Source organism: Novisyntrophococcus fermenticellae, from assembly GCF_018866245.1.
Taxonomy (GTDB): Bacteria; Bacillota; Clostridia; order Lachnospirales; family Lachnospiraceae; genus Novisyntrophococcus; species Novisyntrophococcus fermenticellae.
The window spans coordinates 682,352-701,861 of record NZ_CP076458.1 but is presented as its reverse complement, the minus strand read 5'-3'; the positions used below and the strand labels follow the sequence as shown (position 1 = coordinate 701,861).

The window sequence follows — 19,510 nt, the reverse complement described above, 5'->3', positions numbered from 1 at the left end:
GTAAGTACCTGAATCAGAACTTCTCTATAAGTTCTGATACATACTGTAAGATTCTGGACGCATCATCCGTACCGACTTTTCCATCTCTGGTTACATCGGCCGCCTGTTCTGCATCTTCTTCCAGATCGGTCAGTTCTGCCATCGCTTTCAGTACGGCTGCACTGTCCTGGGAATCAATCTTTCCGTTATGATCCACGTCTCCCAGAAGCCTTACCTCCATGCACTCCACAATCAGCGCTTTCAGTGCTTCATCTACCTCTTCTTGTGTGGCATCTTCTTTACCGCAGATGCTCCTGGCATTTTGCAGACTTTCCTCCAGGCCTTTCAGACTGTCGGCGGTATACTGGTCCGCATTTTTCAGAATCTTCTCTGCCATCGCTATGGCATTCTCCAGCTCTGCCTTATCACTCCCGGGGACAAGTCCCAGCAGCGCATCGGACAATGATTTACACGCTTCTGCCACTTCTTCTTCCGTTGCCTTTTTATCCTCCAGAACTGTAGTTGCAGATGCCAGTGCTTCTTCCAGCACCTTTACTGAAGCTGCCGTATAGTGACCGGCATCTTTTAGAATCGCTGCTGCGTAATCAATCAACGTCTGCAGGCGTTCCTTATCCACAGGCTCCTGCCGGATCAGGCTGATCGTAGCTTCCATCAGGTCATTCGTAGCTTTTAAGACTGCTGCCTTTCCTTCTGTGACATCCGCATAGTCTGTTCCATATACGGTCTTCGCTGCCTCTAACGCCTCCCGAAGTGCCGCAATGCTTTCCTCCGTATACTCCTGCAGCCCTTCTTCGTCAGCCAGGAATGCTTCGGCATAGTCAATGGCAGCCTTAAGGCCGGTCTTTTGCACGGCTTTCGTCAGATTCAGGTAGCTGTCCAGCAGGGACAGGAACATATCGTCGACTGCCTTCTGTGTCAGACCCGTTTCCTTAAGAAGTGCTTTGGCCGTATCAAGGTTCTCCTCCATCCGCGCCCAGGAGTCAGATGTAAAGTTGTCCTTCTTATCCGCCATTCCTTCCAGCATTGTGATAAGGGATTCCAGAGATGTTGTGTCAACCGGACCTTCCGGTGTTTCCGCCTCAATAAGTTCCACATCCACGTAATCAATGTCTGCCGTGTTGCTGTTACTGCTCTTTGTGATGGATATTCTGTTCTTCCCGGCATTTAAATCGACGTCCATTTCATATCCCGACCAGTTGTCCACACAGAGATTTCCGCCGGCAGAAGCATTAAATGCGATGATACTTTTATCCACAGGCGCTTTTCCATTCACCGAGACGGAGATTGCAGCATTTGCTTTACTGGTTGCCGCGCCGATATAAAGGCGGTAAGTTCCTGCACTTTTGGCATTGACCGTCAGCTCTACGGATGCATGCTCATCGGTCAATCCGGTTACTTTCCGTCCGGCTGAAGAATTATAAGTTTCCGCCGCCACAGCGTTTCCGCTCAAGACACCATGTTCTGCCTCGTAACGCTGCCGCTTAATAACAGGTGTTCCCGAGGGCCAGTTTACCTTGCTGTTATACTGGTTTGCTTCTCCGAGATCCGGAGTTCCATCCGCATTCCAGTAAATTCTTTGTGTACGCACACCTCTGCCGTTCCAGCCTTCGCCTGAACCTCTGGTCGCATGATAAACCATGTAATCTTCACTTCCATCCGGAGAGGTTGTAAAGCACGCATGCCCGGTAGAATACGTACTCGGTGCGTTTTTCTTAAATACGGGTTCGGTGCCCTTGTTCCAGTCCTCCGGATTCATGGGATCACCGTTTTCTTTCAAAGTCAGCCTGCCCAGACAGTAATCATCTGTCCAGCTTCCGCTTGCAGAATACAGGACATTTACAACGCCCTCCGGTGATTTGACTACCTGAGCACCTTCATTGATATAGGGCTGGCCGATTTTTTCCCATGCATATTCCGGAACCGAAATCTCAACACGGTCTCCTGTAATTGTCAGTGGATCAGACATCTTGGCGATGTAAATACGCTGGTCCACGTTCACAAAACCATCCCATCCTGACCAGATGGCATATAGCTGGCCGTTCTGTTCCAGTACGGTCTGGTCAATCGCCCATCGATTCGTCTCGGGGGACAATTCTCCCTTAAACACATAATTTCCCAGCGGGTCTCCTGTCTCACTTTCCAGCACATACATCCTGTGATTTGCACCGCCTCCTGCCGTATAATAAATATACCAGTTTCCGTCCAGGTAATGTATCTCCGGAGCCCAGAGTTCTTTATTGGGTTCCCCGGTCCCGGGCGCATACACCAGATTAGGCTGAGTCGCTGCAATTCTGTTCAGTTCCGGAGAACGGGAGACATAGATAGCGCTGTCTTTCTGTACCCGGCAGTAGTAATAATATCCATCCTGATATGTGACGTAGGGGTCTGCTCCATAGTTTACCAGAGGATTCGAAAAGGCCTGCGGTCCAAAAAACTGTACTGTATAGGTTTTTTTAAAGTCCGGATCCTCCGAATGCGTCAGAATCACTTTCGCTTCCGGTCTTTCCCTGGTCGGCTCCTGTACAGAAATTTCGAAGCCTTCTCCGGCGTCCTGGGACATCTTCGCACTTACTTTGGGAAGCTCATCGAGATTGTCCACATCCACTTCATAATGATTGCTATCCTGCTGAAATCCGGACAGGGTCTCTCCATTCAGCAAAATGGATGCCAGCTTGGGGTTTTCTCTGTAAAATACGATTTTATCCAGCTCTGAAAAGCTGCTGGCCTGTCCGGAATGCGTGAATGTAAGCGTATTCAATCCCTTTTTTAACTCTACCTCTATCGGATAAGCCGTCCAGGTATCCCAACCCTTCGCCTGATACTTCAGAATCTTTGCATTCTCCATATCTCCATTTACATAATACATATGAGAGGCATTTTTCTGGTCTGAACCGCTGCCTGAATAAACATCGATTCTATATCGGCCGGCTTTTTCTGCATGCAGTGTAAATGTGACCTTCGCCTCCTGATTGTCGATCGTTCCCACCTTCTTGCCGCCGGAAGCATCCGATCGGTTCACCACTTTTGCCGGGCTGGTAAGAGCCGCATCTTCTGCCTCCATGGTTTTGGTGATGCTCACAGGTTGCTTTACTGTCACAGAAAGCTCCGGTACCAGTGATAAGCCGCCCAGGTTGTCCACACCTTCCGGCATCTCAACCGTTCCCTTTAATACCAACTGCTGCTCTTTATCGCTTCCGGCGTCATATCCGCTGGTATCCCAGGTCACCTTCGCGCGATAGTTTTTTCCTGTACTGCTCTTGGATGTAATCACACCAATCTCCCCGGGCAATCCCCAGGTCTTTGGATCTGATCCGGCTTTTACAGTCATTGCCTCCGGCTCTTCAAAGGTAATAAAGTTGTCTGCATCCACTGCCCCGGAAGGAACGTCCTGAGGAGATACCGTCGGCCCTTTTACTTCCAGTACGGTGTTTCCCTTTGCATCCTCCGTAAACTGCATCCGGTCGATGCAAAGTTCTCTGGGTTCTGTGGCGGTCAGCGATTTGTGTCTGTGATAAACCATGAACATCTCTGTTCCATCCGGTGATTCTGCGATGCCATGATGTCCGGTTCCATGTGCCAGTGCATTGGACTGCATGATCGGGTTATTTGCATACTTTGTAAACGGCCCGAGAGGACTTGTACTTGTCGCATAGCCTGCACCATATTGGGGACTTTCGAAGTGCGAGCCGGAATAGGTCAGATAATATGTACCGTCCTTTTTCAGCATAAATGGCCCTTCCGCTATCCTTCCCATATCCAGCTCCCATGCCTGCGATGGATTAATCACTTCTGTTAAGGTGCTTTCATCAATGGACATCATATCATCGTTCAGCTTTGCTCCCCAGATGATGTTTCCATTGTTGAATCTGACAAAATACATATAATACTGTCCGTCATCATCTTGGAATATATGGGCATCAATTTCTTTGATGTTCTGATGCATGGGTGCTATTTCTTCCTGTTTGAACGGCCCCAGCGGAGAATCACTGGTTGCGACACAGATATGTTCATTCGCGGTGTAATACATATAGAAGGTACCGTCCCGCCAGATAAGATCCGGTGCCCAGAAACCGGTGGTTCCCCAACAGCCGTCTCCTTTGTTCAGAACAAATCCTTTATCTGTCCAGTTCACCAGGTCTGTAGAGGTATACACCTTAATTCCAACTCCGGAATTTCCCGCATTGGTACAGTAAAGGTAGTAGGTCCCTTCATAATAGAGAACATCCGGGTCCGCACAGTTGGGCAGCAGCGAATTCGTATATGTGCTTCCTTCCGGTTCGGCCTCCTCATATTGTGTTACGACCACACTTTTGTAAGAGGTACTGGAAAGCCAGTTTCTCAAACCGATGCTGCCACTGGTGAATGTATCATCCACGGCATCGATTTTGGCATAGCTTCCCTCTTTTTCATCGACAAAGCACTGGATATGATCCCCGGATGCCTTTACGGTAAGTTTGTAGGGCACGCCGTATTCCAACAACATCTTTTTTGAAGCGATTTCGGTCCAGGCCTTCCCCGTGGTGCTGGCTTTTCCAAAGGTCACCTTCTGATTATGGACATCGATACAGAAATAATAGCCATCATATCCATCCGCGCCTGTGGAAGGATTCTGCACACGGAAGATGACTCCTCCCTGGGCACTGGATGTATCATTTCCCACTGCTGTCTGTTTATTTACCGTCACCTCTGTGTCGTAACGGAAATCATCAAAATTTCCATCCCGATAGACCGCCTTATTACCTGTTCCTCCGTTAATCGTGTACATGCCATCCTTATATTCCCAGTCTGCACGGTTATTTCCGGCATAGGTGTCCCAGCTGTCTAAGTCTGTAAAGTCTGTGCAATACAACTCGTCACCTGCTGCATAAACGGTTGCTGGTGCTGCACCGGATAGCAGCATAGCCGCTGTAAGAAATACCGATACAATTTGCTTTCCTTTTATTTTATTAACCAGCCTTTTTGAAACCTTTTTTTTATTCATACAGGTTCCTCCTCCCTTGTTTCTACCCTCATTTTCGTTTTAGATACACTTTCCTTATCAGCACAATGATAAGAATTGCTGATCCACCCAACAAGGCAGCCGGTACAACGATGTTTGTATGATCTCCAGTCTTTGCACCGCTTGATTTACTTTTAGAGTTCTCCTTTTTACCGGTCGAATCAGTATCCCCCGTTGTCACTTTGTTGTTGGCTTCTGCTTTCAGTGTCAGATTCTTATTCATTGCTTCCACGACTCCATGATCGTTGTAGAGTTCTTCGACAGACACTGTGATATCGAACGTATCCCCTTCTTTTACAGTCTCTCCTAACGTAAAATTCATATATAGCAGAGTACCGTCTGCTGCCAGACCATTCGCTGATGCAAATGCCATAACAACCTCACCTTCCGATTTGTTACCCGACACAGGATCATTAATCTCGGCAGAACCACTCTCAAGCAAAGAGCCTTTTCGGGATTCGTTCAATTTTAGTTTACTCCCGTCATATTTGACCCGGATTTTTCCGCTTGTAACTGCATCACCACTTAGCATATTACAAGAGATATTTACTTTTTTGTCTGTTTGACTCTCAAGTTTTAATGTAATCGCTGTTGTCTCCTGAGCAGAAACTTTCAGCCCCGGAAACAGTACTGTAATACAAAGTATAAACAGCATCATCTTATTTCTGAGTTTTTGCATGGCACCCCCTTAAGTTCAAAGTCTCGGATGAGACCCTTGTAATTTAAAACCACGATATTTTATCTTTTGGCTTCACCTCCAATTTTTACTTTATTTTCCAACGCTTCTTTGCATTCCTCCTTTCCCCTCGTTTATAGTTTTTTATAATCATTCAAAATTTCGAAGGATTATTTTTTTGTTTTGTATAATATGATGGATTATTTTGCAATACAGGCTGTATTATTTATATGATTTTTTAGAACATTCATTTGTTTCCATGATGAATCAGATTCTATCATAATCTATTTTTATCATGAGTGAAACAAACAAACATATTTATTGTTTATGATTTCTTTTGAATTATTTCTTTACTAATCATATCATGTATGTTTTTTTACGAAAAAGGTTGGAATTTTAATTACTGCCCTTCAGGTAATAACGGGAGATGTTTTGTATCGGAGGAGCCAAATTAGAAGTTGAACTTACTACAGGCGGCATATCACGAAGCTATGCCGCCTGTTACTTTTATTTTTTCTTTTTCTTCATAGAGGCCAGAACAGACTGCAGAACAATGAAGAAGCACAGCAGTGCCGATAACACAATTCTTACCCACCAGCTGGACAGGGTCCCCTGTGTTGTGATCAGGCTGGATATGGAACCTTTGATCAGCACACCAAACAGGGTTCCGATTGGAAGGCCGACGCCGCCGCTTAAAAGTGTTCCCCCGATAACGGCGGAAGAAATGGCATCCATCTCAAATCCTTTGGCCTGTTCCACAAATCCTGCACAGCTGTTCAGGCAGAATAAGAATCCTCCCAGGCCCGCCAGAAATCCATCCAGTACATATGCCTTGAATTTTGTACGTTTCACATCCAGTCCCATCATCATTGCACTGGTTGCATTGCCGCCGATCGCGTACACAGAACGCCCGAACTTTGTATATTTCATCACCAGTATGACGATAACCAGCACGATCAATGCAATTACCACGGTTGGATAGATATAGGCCGGAAGGAATTTTCCTCTCTTACTATAGGTCCCAATCGGAAGAAAAATCTTGTGGTTTGCCCAGGAAAGAAAGGTAGCATTCTTAATGGATATCATCTGCGTACTGACGATGGCGGTCAGGCCCCGTCCGAAGAACATACCCGCAAGGGTTACGATAAATGGCTGGATGTTCAGATAAGATACCAGAAATCCCTGTACCACACCAAACAAAAGCCCAATTGTAAGTGCAAGAAGAATGGCTGTATAAGCACTGCCACCATGGTTTTCCATCTGATTCGCAGCAACCATACATACCAGAGCTGTCACAGAGCCCACCGATATATCGATTCCTCCTGTAATCATGACGATTGTCTGCCCCATGGCAATTACAAGCAGTCCCGCATTGGAAATAAACAAATTCAAGAACATCTGAGGCTTTGCAAACCCTTTATCTTTGAACACGACCATGCCTGCCACATACATAACCAGGAAAAGAAGGATGGTAATTATCAGAAGCCAGGTACTTGTATTCAGTCTTCTCTTATTTAATGCTGTTTTTTTCATTACTGTCTTCCTCCTTCCACGGCGGTTTTCTTCCCCGCAGTTTTTGTTCTCAGATTTTTCATTGCCTTTTTAAACACAGGGCTTTGTAATGTGACGATGACGATTACGACAATTGCCTTATATACCGGAAGCTGGTCTGCCGATACATTCATTGCATATAAGGTGGTCGTCAGAGCCTGAATGGTATAGGCTCCGATTACAGAGCCCATCAGGCTGAATTTTCCTCCGCCCAGAACATTACCGCCCAAAGCTACTGCCAGAATCGCATCCATCTCCAGATTAAGTCCGATATTATTGGCATCTGCCGAATAGATACGGCTGGAGGCGATAAGTCCCGCCACACCTGCCAGTAATCCGCAGATGACATATGCTAAAAACTTAATCATCGTAGAATTTAAACCTACCAGACGGGAGGCTGTCGCATTGATCCCCACACTCTCTATGTACAATCCCAGTGCTGTCTTATTCAATATCAGGTATATGATAATAATTACAAGGACTGCCGCGAAGATTGGAGTCGGAATCGGGCATTTTCCCAGATATCCCCCCAGTACCTTATAAGAGCCCACACGTACATAGGTAATCTGCCCGTTTGTGACCAGCTGTGCGATTCCACGCCCTGCGGTAAATAGGATTAATGTCGCAACCATTGGCTGGATGTTCAGTTTTGCCACCAGTGCACCGTTAAACGCGCCGCACAGGGTAGCTCCCAATAAGGCCGCTATTACAGCCAAAATCACAGGATTCTGATAAGCCGTGACAGATGCGGCACCGCCGGACAGAATCTGACAGCAGATTGCCGCCGATACAGCCATGACTGCTCCCACACTGATATCCTGTCCGCCGGAAGCCGCTGTGACCAGGGTCATCCCCACCGCCAGAATCACCAGTTCGGAGGAACGGTTGATTACGTCAATGATATATCCGTAGAGCACGCCATTATTGATTGAGATTTTAAAGAATCCCGGAGTTGTAATCACGTTGATCAGCAGAACGGCCAACAGACATACGATTGGCATAAACAGGGGCATTCCTGTTATTTTTTTTAAACTTGATTTCCCTTTCATGTTATTCCTCACCTCCGGCAATTGCTTTCATAATTCCGTCCTGTGACAGTTCATCTCCCGAGACTTCTCCGACCTTCTCTCCGTCACGCAGGATTGCAAGCCTTGAACAGGTACGGAGCATCTCATCGATTTCGGAAGAGATGAAAGTCACTGCCATACCCTGGTCCGCCAGTTCCAGCACCAGCTTTTGTATCTCAGTCTTAGTTCCGATATCAATTCCGCGGGTCGGCTCATCCAGGATCAGGTATTCAGGATTTGTCAGAAGCCATCTCCCGATAATCACCTTCTGCTGGTTTCCTCCTGAAAGACTCTTAACCGGAGTCTCCCGGCTGGCTGTCTTAATCTGGAGAATGTCTATATATCTGTCCGCTGCCTCCTCCATCTCTTTTCTGCTCATAAGCCTAAACATACCGCGTTTTGCCTGCAGAGCGAGAATGATATTCTCCCGTACCGACAAATCTGCTATGATTCCATCCCTCTTCCGGTCCTCCGGAAGATAGGCCATCCCGTGCTTCATCGCATCCAGCGGGGTGTTGATCCTGACTTCTTTTCCATCCGCATACAGCTTACCTGTATCCGGTTTGTCTGCTCCATAGATTGCACGGACCAGCTCCGAGCGCCCGGATCCCAGCAAACCGGACAGACCGATCACTTCCCCTTTATGTATCTCGATATCAAAAGGCTTGATGCTGCCTTTTCGTCCCAGTTTTTCCGCCCGGATTACAGACCCGGCATCTGAATAGTCCTTTTCCTCATACATGCTTTTGATATCCGCCAGATCATCGAAATCTTTTCCCATCATCTTGGCCACCAGCATAACACGGGGCAGCTTATCAACCTCATATTCCCCAACCAGTTCTCCATTGCGAAGGACCGTGATCTTATCACATACTTCATATACCTGTTCCAGAAAATGTGTAACAAAGATAATCCCTACACCTTCTTTTTTCAATTTCCGCATCAGTTGGAACAGTTTTGCAACTTCTTCGTCATCCAGCGAAGAGGTCGGTTCGTCCAGGATCAGTACTTTACACTTCATATCCACAGCTCTGGCAATTGCGATCATCTGCTGGTTTGCAATGGAACATTCCTCCAGGTTTTGGGAGGCAGATACACCTATGTCCAGGTCTTTTAAGATTTGTACTGCTTTTTTATTCATCGTCTTCCAGTCGATCCTGCCTGCCCTTCTTGGTTCCCGCCCGATAAACAGATTTTCCGCCACGGACAGATTGGGGCAAAGGTTGACTTCCTGGTATACGGTGCTGATGCCATGCATCTGCGCCTCCTGAGGCGAACGGTTTACAATACCGGTTTCGCTTCCGTCAACTTGGATCTCTCCTGATTCCAGCTCGTATACACCTGTCAGTACCTTGATCAGCGTAGATTTTCCTGCTCCATTTTCTCCCATCAGTGCGTGGATCTCTCCTCTGTTCAATGTAAAATCCACATGGGACAATGCTTTTACTCCGGGAAATGTTTTGGATATGTCACGCATGCGCAATACTACATCTCCATCCATCTTAACCTCCATATTTTTCACACTATGCACCCACTTTCTTGTAATTCTTCAAAAAGATAGCGTAGTAACATATCCGGTAAGTACCGATTATCCTACCACGCCCCTTTTATCTCATATATGCTTCCTTAATAGGCACGCTTATCCAGAATTTCCTGTGTGATCTGGGTTACGGCATAGTCCGCTTCTTCATCAAGACTGTTCTTGGCAGTCACGGATTTCACGGAATCATCATATGTGAATACTTCTTCATCCACATAATTCAGCTTTTCCACTGTCTCTCCGGCCTCCAGCTTTTTAATCAGTTCTTCTGCTCTCGGACCATGCAGTGGGTTACACTCAACATCGCAGGTAATCTTTCCGGCCAACGTATCTGTCAGTCCGGCATTGGTTGTATCAAATGAGATAACCATGATTTCCCCATTTTTGACATCTCCACCCACTTTTTTGCCTGCTGCTTCGATGGCATCAATTGCACCAAATGCTTCATTGTCATTTTCGCAGTAAACTACGTTGATATTATCATGCTGCTTAAGCATGGACTCCATAACTTCCTGGCCCTTTGCCTGTGTGAATTCACCGGTCTGCTGCTCCAGCAGGTTCCAGCCATATTTCTCCACACCTTCTTCCAGACCCTTGCTGCGTCCGATCTGTGCAGTGGAACCAATCGTTCCCTGAATATTTACGATATTCAGTTCATTGGCTGCAATACCATTTGCTTCTGCATATGCGTTTAACCACTCAGAGGCTTTTCTTCCCTCCAGCAGAGAATCCGTTCCAATCCAGGTAGTAAACAGGCTGTCATCTGATACATTCACCATACGGTCAACGATGATGACCGGAATATCCGCATCTTTTGCTTCCTGAAGCACTGTATCCCAGCCGGTCTCGGTTACGGGTGCCAGCAGTATGTAATCCACTTCCTGCTGTATAAAGTTTCGAATAGCCGTAATCTGATTTTCCTGTTTCTGCTGCGCATCGTCAAAAATCAGTTCATATCCGTTTGCTTCACTGAAGGTGTCTTTCATGGATTCAGAGTTTGCCGTACGCCAGTCAGATTCCGCACCAACCTGTGAAAATCCCACGGTGATAACGCCACTGTCATCTGTTTTATCTTCATCATCGGTATTTTCCTTGCCCACTGACTCAGCTGCACTGGATGCATCCGGCTTGCTTCCTTCGCTCCCCGAGTTATCTCCTCCGCATCCCATGAGCATGCTTCCTAACATTGTGGTACAAAGCAGCGCTGTTAACACCTTTTTCTTCATTCTTTCATTCCTCCCGATTTAATTTTACTTAGTTGTGATTGCATATCTGTATCATATTCTATTTCTTCTGTTTCGGAAACAGGCAAACATATTTGTTTTTTACGTTTTTTTTTGATTATTTTAAAAGCAGGTACACCGTGTACGTTTTCTTATGAAAACGGTTGAATATCTTTTGCTTCTATAATCACCGTAGCCTTTGTCCCTTTGTTTTCTTCACTTTCAAAGAATACCCCGTATTCCGCTCCATAATAATACTGCAGGCGTTGATTCACATTGGCCAGTCCAAACCCGCTGCCGCCCATCTCCTCACCCACTCCCGCGATGCTGCGCCGGAGCCTCTCCAGGGCATATATATTCATCCCGATTCCATCATCTTCCACCTCAAAGAAAATATGCTTTCCTTCTTTCCAACCGGTGATTCGTATCAGCCCCTTACCTCGCTTTTTCTTGATTCCATGATACAGTGCATTCTCTACCAGAGGCTGCAGGGTCAGCTTGGGGATTTTGTACTGATGCAGCTCAGGTGCAAAATTTATCTCATATTCCATAATATCCTGATATCGGAATTGCTGAATCCGCAGATAGCTTCGGATATGCTCCTCCTCCTCTTTGATTGTGATATAGTCCTTTCCCTTACTTAAAGTAGTCCGGAAAAATTCGGACAAGGTTGTCACCATGGAAACTACCTCTTTCGTTTCCTTTGCCTCCGCCAGCCATACGATGGTATCCAATGTATTGTAGAGAAAATGAGGATTAATCTGTGCCTGCAGAAGTTTGGACTCGGTAAGCCTTAAGTTCTCTTCCTGTTTTTTGATATCCTCCACCAGTGAACCGATTTCTGCCGTCATGACGTTAAAGCTGTCGGTCAATACGGCAATCTCATCCACCGTATCAATCTTTGTATTTGCTGTAAAATCCCCCCTCGCTACTTTCTTTGTCTGTTTACACAGCTTGCGTATGGGGCGCGCGATGCTTTGAACCGCCATGCTTGACAATACCAGAGAGACCAGTATGGCTGCAGCAATCAAGAAAATACTGATACGCAGTGCTGTCGCTACATTCCTTTCCAGTTCCTCTTTCATATTTGCAAAATTTCTTGTTTCTTCATAGATGTAATTTTCAATTGCTCCTTGAATTACCGCTGTCAGGCCGCTCTGTCCGCGAATGTTCTCATCAAGATATATAATCTTATCTTCATAAGAACTTCCATCGGCAATCATTGTTTCAAGAACTGCTACACATTTACGCAGCGATTTCAGACTGTTCTCCACAAAGCGGATCTGTGTTTTGTTGATGGATGCGGTCGCCATGTTCGAAAGTTCTTTACATATCACAGAGAGTTCATCCATATACGTATAAGGGTTCACGGTAACAATACCGTTAATGGTTGTTTCCCCATTCCCCAGCTCATCCACGGTCTTATTTCCGATCACAGCCAGATACATCGTGTAATCCATCCTCTCCTTAAACTCCTTTGAATAATGATTGGCATAGGTAACACTCTCCGTGATTCGGTTATATTCATTTACCGACTGCATCAGTGTGACGAACAGATACACAACAACACAAAGCATCGGAACAAAGACCGATAAAGGGATCAGTACAATCTTTTTATTCAGTGATATTCTCTTGTGCTTTTTCATACCTGACACCTCTCAGCGCGCTGCCGGTAGTCGGTAGGCGAACATCCCTCTGTCTTTTTAAAGATATAGCTGAAATAATGAGGATCCTTGTATCCCACCTCAAATCCTATCTCCGATGCCTTTTTCGAAGAACACATCAACAATGCCTTTGCCCTTTCCATACGTGTCTCGGTCAGGTATTCCACGAATGTCTTCTCAACCTCCCGGCTGAACACCGCGCTGAAATAGCTTGGACTCATATTCACGCTTGCAGAGACAGAATTCAGCGAAATATCTTCTGCCATATAATTTTCCTCAATATACTGCTTTGCCGCTTCAATAATATCTGAATAGCGCCTTCCTTTGCTGATATCACGACGCTCCAGTGCCCTGACCAGCAGCTGCTCCACGTATTTCTTCAGTCCCTCTGCAGACGTTACGCTCTGCAATGTCCGCTCCAGCTCCTCTGCTTCATTTTCTCCCGCATCTACCCCCAGCCGTTCACAAAAGGAACTGATCACAATATATATATCAATTGTTATGTACTGGCGCATCAGGAGCGAACGGAGGTTTTCCTTCGGAATTTCTCCGAAGTAAGCTTCGACAAAACTTCCTGCCTCCTCCTGCATGCCGCTGATCAGGAATTTTTCAATCAGCGTCCGGTTCCTTTTCATAATGTCCAGGCTCTGTGCATCCAGTTTCGCGCTTTCTTGTATGGTTCTTAGTTCTTCCATGGACAGGATTGACTGCTCCTCACAGGTAAAGCGATTGGCAAATATAAGCGCTGCCTCCTGATAGGATTGTGGCATTTCCCGAATGCGTGACACAACTGCTCCAATCCCCCCAAAGTACGCCACGTACGGATATCGCCTCATCGTCACAGTCAGCCTGTTCTTCAGATGCTTTTGTTTCTCTTTCACATCCTCATCATTCTTTCCAATCAGCAAAAATCCCCAGCCTTCTACTCCACGCCAGAAGCTGTGGACATCCGGGATTCCTTCCCCCGCATGCTCCAGGCTCTGGAATGCTTCTGCTGCCTCCTCCTTGGAAGCGTAACAGTCCACATTCAGTGCCGCCTTGAACAGGAGAATATTATATGCCTGCCCGCTCAGATCCATGCCCAGCCTTCTTCCTTCTTCCAGTGCCTGAACCATGCTCAGGTTGCCTGAAATCAAGCTGTTAAAAAATACAAATTTTTCCCGTTCCACGTTCTCCTGCATCTCCTGGATATAATGCGTCCGCAGTTTTTTTTCCTCGCGCTCCGATTCAATCTTCTTAGCAACCTTAGAGAGTGATTCCAACAGCTTGACGGAAGGAATTGGTTTCAGCAGGTAGTCTGTCACACCCACGCTGATTGCTTCCTTTGCATATTCGAATTCATCATAGCCGCTCAAAATCAGGATTTTCAAATCTGGAAGTTCTTTCTTTACCAGTCTGCTCAGCTCCAGGCCATCCATAAAAGGCATCTTGATATCCGTAATCAGGATATCCGGCTTTTCTTTTATAATTATGGGGTAAGCGATTTCTCCGTCACTTGCTTCCCCAACAAACTCATACCCCTCTTTTCCCCAGTCAATACTACTTTTGATTCCTCTGCGAATCATAATTTCATCTTCTACCAGAAAAACTTTAATCATGAAAACCTCCCACCTTTGAATTCTTTCCGATAAAATACAGTTTACATCTTTGAGCGGAATAGAACAATTGATTAATTTATGATTTGGTGGGATTTTTTATGAAAATGGCGGCAGCGGAATCATACATAAAAAAGAAGGTATAGAATAGTCTATGCCTATCATCTATACCTTCTTTTGTTATTTAATTAAAGCTCCACAGCCATAACTCAGGCAGCATCAATGCTCTTCTGCAATAGAAATTTCTTTTACCTTGCCCTTTGGTTTTTTACTTTGCTCTTCCATGCTAAGCCGCGGTAATTTTCCATATGCATAATCTCCGGGATCCATGTTGATTTTCTTATATATTTCTTTATGCACATGGGTATAAGGCTCCGCCGTGGTATAGGGCGGAAAATTAAAGGCTTCTGTAAACTCTGTGACTGAGTTTACCAACACATATTCCGTGTCTCCCATTCCATTATAAACAGCGGCATTCAACTGAGCCCATTGACTGAGCTTTGCCATGCTGGAGCAATTTGTAAAACGCTCCGTATTTGCTTCTCCGAAGCCATACTCCGAAGCAGAAGAGCCCGGAACGGCAGTGACTGCCTCCGCCGCCTCAATACAGGCCATATCCACAGCAACAGGATCGCGGGATGCAAATACTCCGAGATTGGGTGTAAGTGCTCTGTCATGGAAGAATCCACAGTCACACCCGGGGGTGATATCCATAGCGTAATTCAGGAATATCATCTTTTCCTTTCCAATCGCATTTACGAATCCACAGGCAGCATCCGTAATTCCGGCAGGCCAGCTCGGTATCAGTTCAGGTGGGAAATTATACACGCCCTGGAAAAGATATGCAAAGCAGAAGCCACACTGATGGCATCTTTCACTGTCACGCGTCAATGTCTCACCGTCATAGGAAAATGCTTCACAGGGACAATTGTCCACCATGCGTTCAATCAGATTGGGACTGGGTGCCTGTGCATGCTGTTTCACAGCATCCTGATTGATCTGCCACGTCTTAATTACGATTTCGGGATGTGTGATATTGTGTATGGCATATTTCCCTCTGGCAGATGCCATACCGATTCCCACATTTTTCATAGCGCCGCCAAAGACCCCCATTACGTGACCTTTAAAATGACTGACCACGATGACTACGTCAAAATCCAGAAGCTTTTTAGCCAGATATGCATATTTTAAGTAAACACCATTGGGAACCTCTACTTTGACATCTTCCGTGCCATATTCCCCATCACAGATAATAATCGGACATCCCATAGTTTCTTCTGTAAAGCCATGGGCGGCCGCCACCCGAAGATGATCTTCTCTGGAAATGCGTGAAACATTCTCTCCATATGCGGCAACACAGGTTTCTACTATGGCAGGCATTCCTCCCAGACGTTTCACTTCATCCGCTACCGCACTTACCCAATGGGGGCGCAGATTCAGGGCATTGCCCCATTCCCCCATATGTGTCTTGATGGCAACCCGGTCACCCGGCTTGATCATTCCGGCAAGTCCCGCATCCTGCAGCACCTTAACTCCTTTAAAAGGAATACTGTCCATCATAGAGCCTGCACGATCATTGAGATAATACACTTTTGAAGACATGAAATTGACCTCTCTTTCTGCATATTCTATATGCAATCTGAAAATGACTCCCGCAATAACGTTTCATCCGGAAGATTGCTTCCGATAAGCACCACCGTGCTCTTTCGTTCCTCTCCGTCTTCCCAGAGGCAGTCAGCCTTTGAATGAAAGGACTTACGGACAGCCTGGAACTCATATCGCCAATCATCTCCTGCAAAGCAGAAAAAACCTTTGCTGCGAAGTATCTTATTCCCATCATCTTCAAACAGGCGATTGAGCCACTTGTTAATCTTTTCCTTATCCATAGGACGTTTCTCACTCAGAACAATTGTATGTATTTCCCGCATCGATTTTTGTTCCTTTCCGGTCTTTAGCTCCTTAAGCTGTGCGTACAGTGAAACATTCAGAACATCCTCAAGCGGAACTCTCCCATAACTGCTGCGATAAATATCTGCCATCCCATTAAGCGCTTTTATGCGTTCCTCAAGTCTGGAAAGCTGCTCCTCCTCTGCCAGATCTACCTTGTTGAGGACGATTGCATCAGCAAAAACCACCTGCTGCCTCGCCACTTCAAACTCTTCCAGATTCAGCAGTCCGTATTCGGCATCTACTACTGCGATATAGCTGTTCAGGCGGTAATGAACAGGCATATGTCCCACCAGAAACAGATGCACCAGACTTTCCGGCATATCCAGGCCACTGCACTCCATCAACAGGTGATCTACCGGCCGGACAGCATCGTTATACAATTTATGAAGGTAATCATAGAGTACCAACTGTGGGTCATCATGAACGGTCACACCGGGAAATACATGTACATGACCGGTAACATTTTTGAGCAGCTGATCATCAATGGATATAGAGCCATACTCCCTTACAATAACATCTGTACGTTCTTTCTTCTGCTCTTCTAAGATGTAATTGAGAAATGTGGTTTTCCCTGCTCCCAAAAATCCCCCGATTACATTGACGCAGACAGGTTTACTGTGATAATGTGTCATACTTCCTCCCGGATATCTTATGCTATAGTCTTACACGCAATCCAAAGCCGCCGCTGTATCAAAGGCGCTCTGAACCGCCTCTGCAATCAGGCCTGTCTTATTGGAATCCCCGATATTATAAACCCTGTCAAACCGATTCTTTATGCTCTCATACAGGCAGTTGTTGGAGGAAACGCCCATGGACAATACGACCTCATCCGCAGGAATCGAAACACACGCACCATTTTCAAGATTCTCTGCCTTCACCGCATCCTGCGTGATTTCCAGAAGCTTATGCTTCATCCGTATATCTATTCCTGCCTCCATCGCATGACCCACTGCCAGCATTTGCTCCGTAGAGGTAGTATTCGGATCCGATGGCGGAAGCATATCGATGATGGTCACCTTATTTCCACGGCTTGCATAAGTAACCCCGCATTCCAGGCCTACAAGCCCGGCTCCCACAATCACAATCTGCTTTCCCTTGTCATCCGGGAAATCGGCAAGAATATCCCGGACTTCCTTCACATTGGACAGTCTGATTCCCGGGATGGAGCCCGGAATGACCGGATTAGATCCCGTGCACACGAACACAGCATATGGATTCAATGCGGAAAGCTCCTCACAGTCAGCTTCTTTTCCTGCATGCACCTGAATTCCCAGCCGCTCCACTTCGTTACGGAAATATTCGATATGCCACCTAAGCTTCGACTTACCATCCGGAACAGATCCAATCAGTTCCACGCCGCCCACCTCCGGTTTCTTTTCGAATATCACAGGAACAAATCCTCGTTTTGCAAGGGTAACCGCAGCCTCAAGCCCTGCCGGTCCACCTCCGGCTATGGCAACTTTACGTCCTTTTCCATCTTCCTTCAAAATAATACCCTCTGACTCCCGCAAAGCCAATGGGTTTACGGTACATCCGGAGACTCCGGGCGATGTAAAGTTCATACAGTGCATGCAGGAGATACAGTGATGCATCTCGCGTTCTCTGCCCTGCTCCAGTTTGATTACCCACTCAGGTTCAGCCAGAAGCCCCCGGCCCATTCCGATCATGTCACATCTTCCTTCGGCAAGCACCTGCTCCACATACTCCGGATGTCTCAGACTGCCGGTAGCCATTACCGGAATCTTTACACCAGACTTCTTAACAGCCTCTGCAAGCGGAACCTTCCATCCTTCCGCACGGCGGCCATCGGCAGACATGCCCAGGATATTCGTAAGGCTGCCCCCCGCACTGACAGAGATCATATCCGCTCCGGCTGCTTCCAAAATCGGACCGGCCTCAGCTACTCTTTCCGGCGTCATTCCTTCGGGATTAAAATCATTTCCATTGATTTTCGTAGTCACGGCGAATTCCGCTCCGCAGGCATTTTTAATCATACCAATTAATTCCGTTGTAAAACGCAGCCCATTCTCCATATTCTGTGCTCCATACGCATCTGTCCGCTTATTGAACAGAGGGGTAAGGAATTGTTCCAGCAGGTAATTATGGGCAATATGAACTTCCACACCATCGGCTCCGGCTTTCTGTGCACGGATCGCCGCCTGCAAAAATGCATTCTGAAGCTCCTTGATTTCTTCCAGACTGTAATCAGCTACTGTTTTCAGTTCGGAGACATCACAGCCATATGGTGTAGCTCCCGGATGCCAGGGCTGAAACAGGAATTTTGATCCGTGGCTGTGTACCGCATCCACCAGTTTTTTCATCCCGGGGAGGAACTTGTCGTCATAAATTCCGGGCTGCATAGGCAGCTTGGACGGACATTCCGGACAAGTGATACAGGCACCGGTAACAATCAGGCCAACATGATTTTTTGCATAATTCGCATAGTACGCAATCTGCCTGTCCGTAATAAAATTATCAGGCGTAGACAGATATTTCGCCATGGCCAGGTACATCACCCGGTTACGCAGCTGCATGGGTCCCACTTTAATTGGTTCTAAAATCTTATACATTTCTTACCCCTTTCTAATACATAATTTATCATACAGCACAAAACTCTTACATGTTTTTATGCCTATATGCAGTATTGCAGTCTGAAAAGCGCAATGAGAGATTCAATTGCCTGATCTACTTCGTCCACAGAAGTGATAAAATCCGTCTTTTCAATCATGTTATAGAGTCCCTCGTAAAGTATGAACATCATATTCACCATATGATAGACTTCTGTCTCCTTCTTCAGCTCTCCTTTTTGAATGGCTTCTGTCACGCTGGCCACCTTAATATCATAGATATGCTTCCGATAGGTCTCAAAGATCTGATTTGCTTCTTCTAAATTATCCTTTTTTGAAATCGTCAAAATCGGATTTTCAGAATCCGCATGGATGTTTCGGGTACAATAGTAAAGATCTTCCCGGATCAAATCCAGAATATACTTATCCTGACTGAATATCCTTCGATATTCCTGCAGCTCTCTGTCTGTATAAGCTTTCACACATGCAATGTACAAGGTTAACTTACTGTCAAAATGATAATAAAGGGGACCACGGGAAATTCCTGCCGCTTCGGCAATATCCTTCATGTTTGCAGCATCGTAACCGTTTTTTGAAAATACCTGAATACCCGTATTTATAATCAATTCTTTGTTTCTGCGTGTCTCTTCCGGAGTTGTCCTCATAATGTTTTATCCT

12 protein-coding genes are annotated in these 19,510 nt (G+C 46.1%); all 12 read right to left on the bottom strand.

Translation table 11 applies throughout. The features are described 5' to 3' along the window. Window positions 1–13: 13 nt before the first annotated feature. Window positions 14–4,981, bottom strand: a complete 4,968-nt coding sequence (locus KNL20_RS03200; protein WP_230399202.1) for a family 43 glycosylhydrolase — start codon at window positions 4,979–4,981, stop codon at window positions 14–16. 28 nt (window positions 4,982–5,009) lie between these two features. Next, a complete protein-coding gene (locus KNL20_RS03195; RefSeq protein WP_230399201.1) occupies window positions 5,010–5,678 on the bottom strand; it encodes a cohesin domain-containing protein in 669 nt (222 codons plus the stop codon). Window positions 5,679–6,182: 504 nt separating this feature from the next. Next, window positions 6,183–7,208, bottom strand: coding sequence for an ABC transporter permease subunit (locus KNL20_RS03190; RefSeq protein ID WP_230399200.1), 1,026 nt, complete (start codon window positions 7,206–7,208; stop codon window positions 6,183–6,185). Further along, window positions 7,208–8,275: an ABC transporter permease gene (locus tag KNL20_RS03185; RefSeq protein ID WP_230399199.1), complete on the bottom strand. Its 1,068-nt coding sequence runs from the start codon at window positions 8,273–8,275 to the stop codon at window positions 7,208–7,210. Before KNL20_RS03185 ends, KNL20_RS03190 begins: the two co-directional genes overlap by 1 nt. A 1-nt stretch (window position 8,276) precedes the next feature. Next, the gene (locus KNL20_RS03180; protein WP_230399198.1) at window positions 8,277–9,794 is read right to left on the bottom strand and encodes a sugar ABC transporter ATP-binding protein; all 1,518 of its coding nucleotides are present in this window, start codon (window positions 9,792–9,794) and stop codon (window positions 8,277–8,279) included. A 125-nt stretch (window positions 9,795–9,919) separates the two neighbouring features. Then, window positions 9,920–11,059 (bottom strand): ABC transporter substrate-binding protein, encoded by a 1,140-nt coding sequence (locus KNL20_RS03175; protein WP_230399197.1) that lies wholly within the window; start codon window positions 11,057–11,059, stop codon window positions 9,920–9,922. A gap of 149 nt (window positions 11,060–11,208) precedes the next feature. Next, the gene (locus KNL20_RS03170) at window positions 11,209–12,702 is read right to left on the bottom strand and encodes a sensor histidine kinase (protein WP_230399196.1); all 1,494 of its coding nucleotides are present in this window, start codon (window positions 12,700–12,702) and stop codon (window positions 11,209–11,211) included. Then, window positions 12,699–14,318, bottom strand: a complete 1,620-nt coding sequence (locus tag KNL20_RS03165; RefSeq protein ID WP_230399195.1) for a response regulator — start codon at window positions 14,316–14,318, stop codon at window positions 12,699–12,701. The genes KNL20_RS03170 and KNL20_RS03165 overlap by 4 nt, the downstream gene beginning before the upstream one ends. Window positions 14,319–14,534: 216 nt before the next feature. Next, the gene (locus KNL20_RS03160) at window positions 14,535–15,917 is read right to left on the bottom strand and encodes a DUF362 domain-containing protein (RefSeq protein ID WP_230399194.1); all 1,383 of its coding nucleotides are present in this window, start codon (window positions 15,915–15,917) and stop codon (window positions 14,535–14,537) included. A gap of 26 nt (window positions 15,918–15,943) precedes the next feature. Further along, window positions 15,944–16,897 (bottom strand): CobW family GTP-binding protein, encoded by a 954-nt coding sequence (locus KNL20_RS03155; protein ID WP_230399193.1) that lies wholly within the window; start codon window positions 16,895–16,897, stop codon window positions 15,944–15,946. Between the two features lie 30 nt (window positions 16,898–16,927). Then, the gene (locus KNL20_RS03150; protein WP_230399192.1) at window positions 16,928–18,835 is read right to left on the bottom strand and encodes an NAD(P)/FAD-dependent oxidoreductase; all 1,908 of its coding nucleotides are present in this window, start codon (window positions 18,833–18,835) and stop codon (window positions 16,928–16,930) included. A 62-nt stretch (window positions 18,836–18,897) separates the two neighbouring features. Next, the gene (locus tag KNL20_RS03145) at window positions 18,898–19,497 is read right to left on the bottom strand and encodes a TetR/AcrR family transcriptional regulator (protein ID WP_230399191.1); all 600 of its coding nucleotides are present in this window, start codon (window positions 19,495–19,497) and stop codon (window positions 18,898–18,900) included. Between the last annotated feature and the right edge of the window lie 13 nt (window positions 19,498–19,510).

Bases quoted from the DNA above. Each gene is read 5' to 3' on its own strand.
- KNL20_RS03200 (WP_230399202.1), bottom strand. From the start codon at position 4,981: ATGAATAAAAAAAAGGTTTCAAAAAGGCTGGTTAATAAAATAAAAGGA.
- KNL20_RS03195 (WP_230399201.1), bottom strand. From the start codon at position 5,678: ATGCAAAAACTCAGAAATAAGATGATGCTGTTTATACTTTGTATTACA.
- KNL20_RS03190 (WP_230399200.1), bottom strand. From the start codon at position 7,208: ATGAAAAAAACAGCATTAAATAAGAGAAGACTGAATACAAGTACCTGG.
- KNL20_RS03185 (WP_230399199.1), bottom strand. From the start codon at position 8,275: ATGAAAGGGAAATCAAGTTTAAAAAAAATAACAGGAATGCCCCTGTTT.
- KNL20_RS03180 (WP_230399198.1), bottom strand. From the start codon at position 9,794: ATGGATGGAGATGTAGTATTGCGCATGCGTGACATATCCAAAACATTT.
- KNL20_RS03175 (WP_230399197.1), bottom strand. From the start codon at position 11,059: ATGAAGAAAAAGGTGTTAACAGCGCTGCTTTGTACCACAATGTTAGGA.
- KNL20_RS03170 (WP_230399196.1), bottom strand. From the start codon at position 12,702: ATGAAAAAGCACAAGAGAATATCACTGAATAAAAAGATTGTACTGATC.
- KNL20_RS03165 (WP_230399195.1), bottom strand. From the start codon at position 14,318: ATGATTAAAGTTTTTCTGGTAGAAGATGAAATTATGATTCGCAGAGGA.
- KNL20_RS03160 (WP_230399194.1), bottom strand. From the start codon at position 15,917: ATGTCTTCAAAAGTGTATTATCTCAATGATCGTGCAGGCTCTATGATG.
- KNL20_RS03155 (WP_230399193.1), bottom strand. From the start codon at position 16,897: ATGACACATTATCACAGTAAACCTGTCTGCGTCAATGTAATCGGGGGA.
- KNL20_RS03150 (WP_230399192.1), bottom strand. From the start codon at position 18,835: ATGTATAAGATTTTAGAACCAATTAAAGTGGGACCCATGCAGCTGCGT.
- KNL20_RS03145 (WP_230399191.1), bottom strand. From the start codon at position 19,497: ATGAGGACAACTCCGGAAGAGACACGCAGAAACAAAGAATTGATTATA.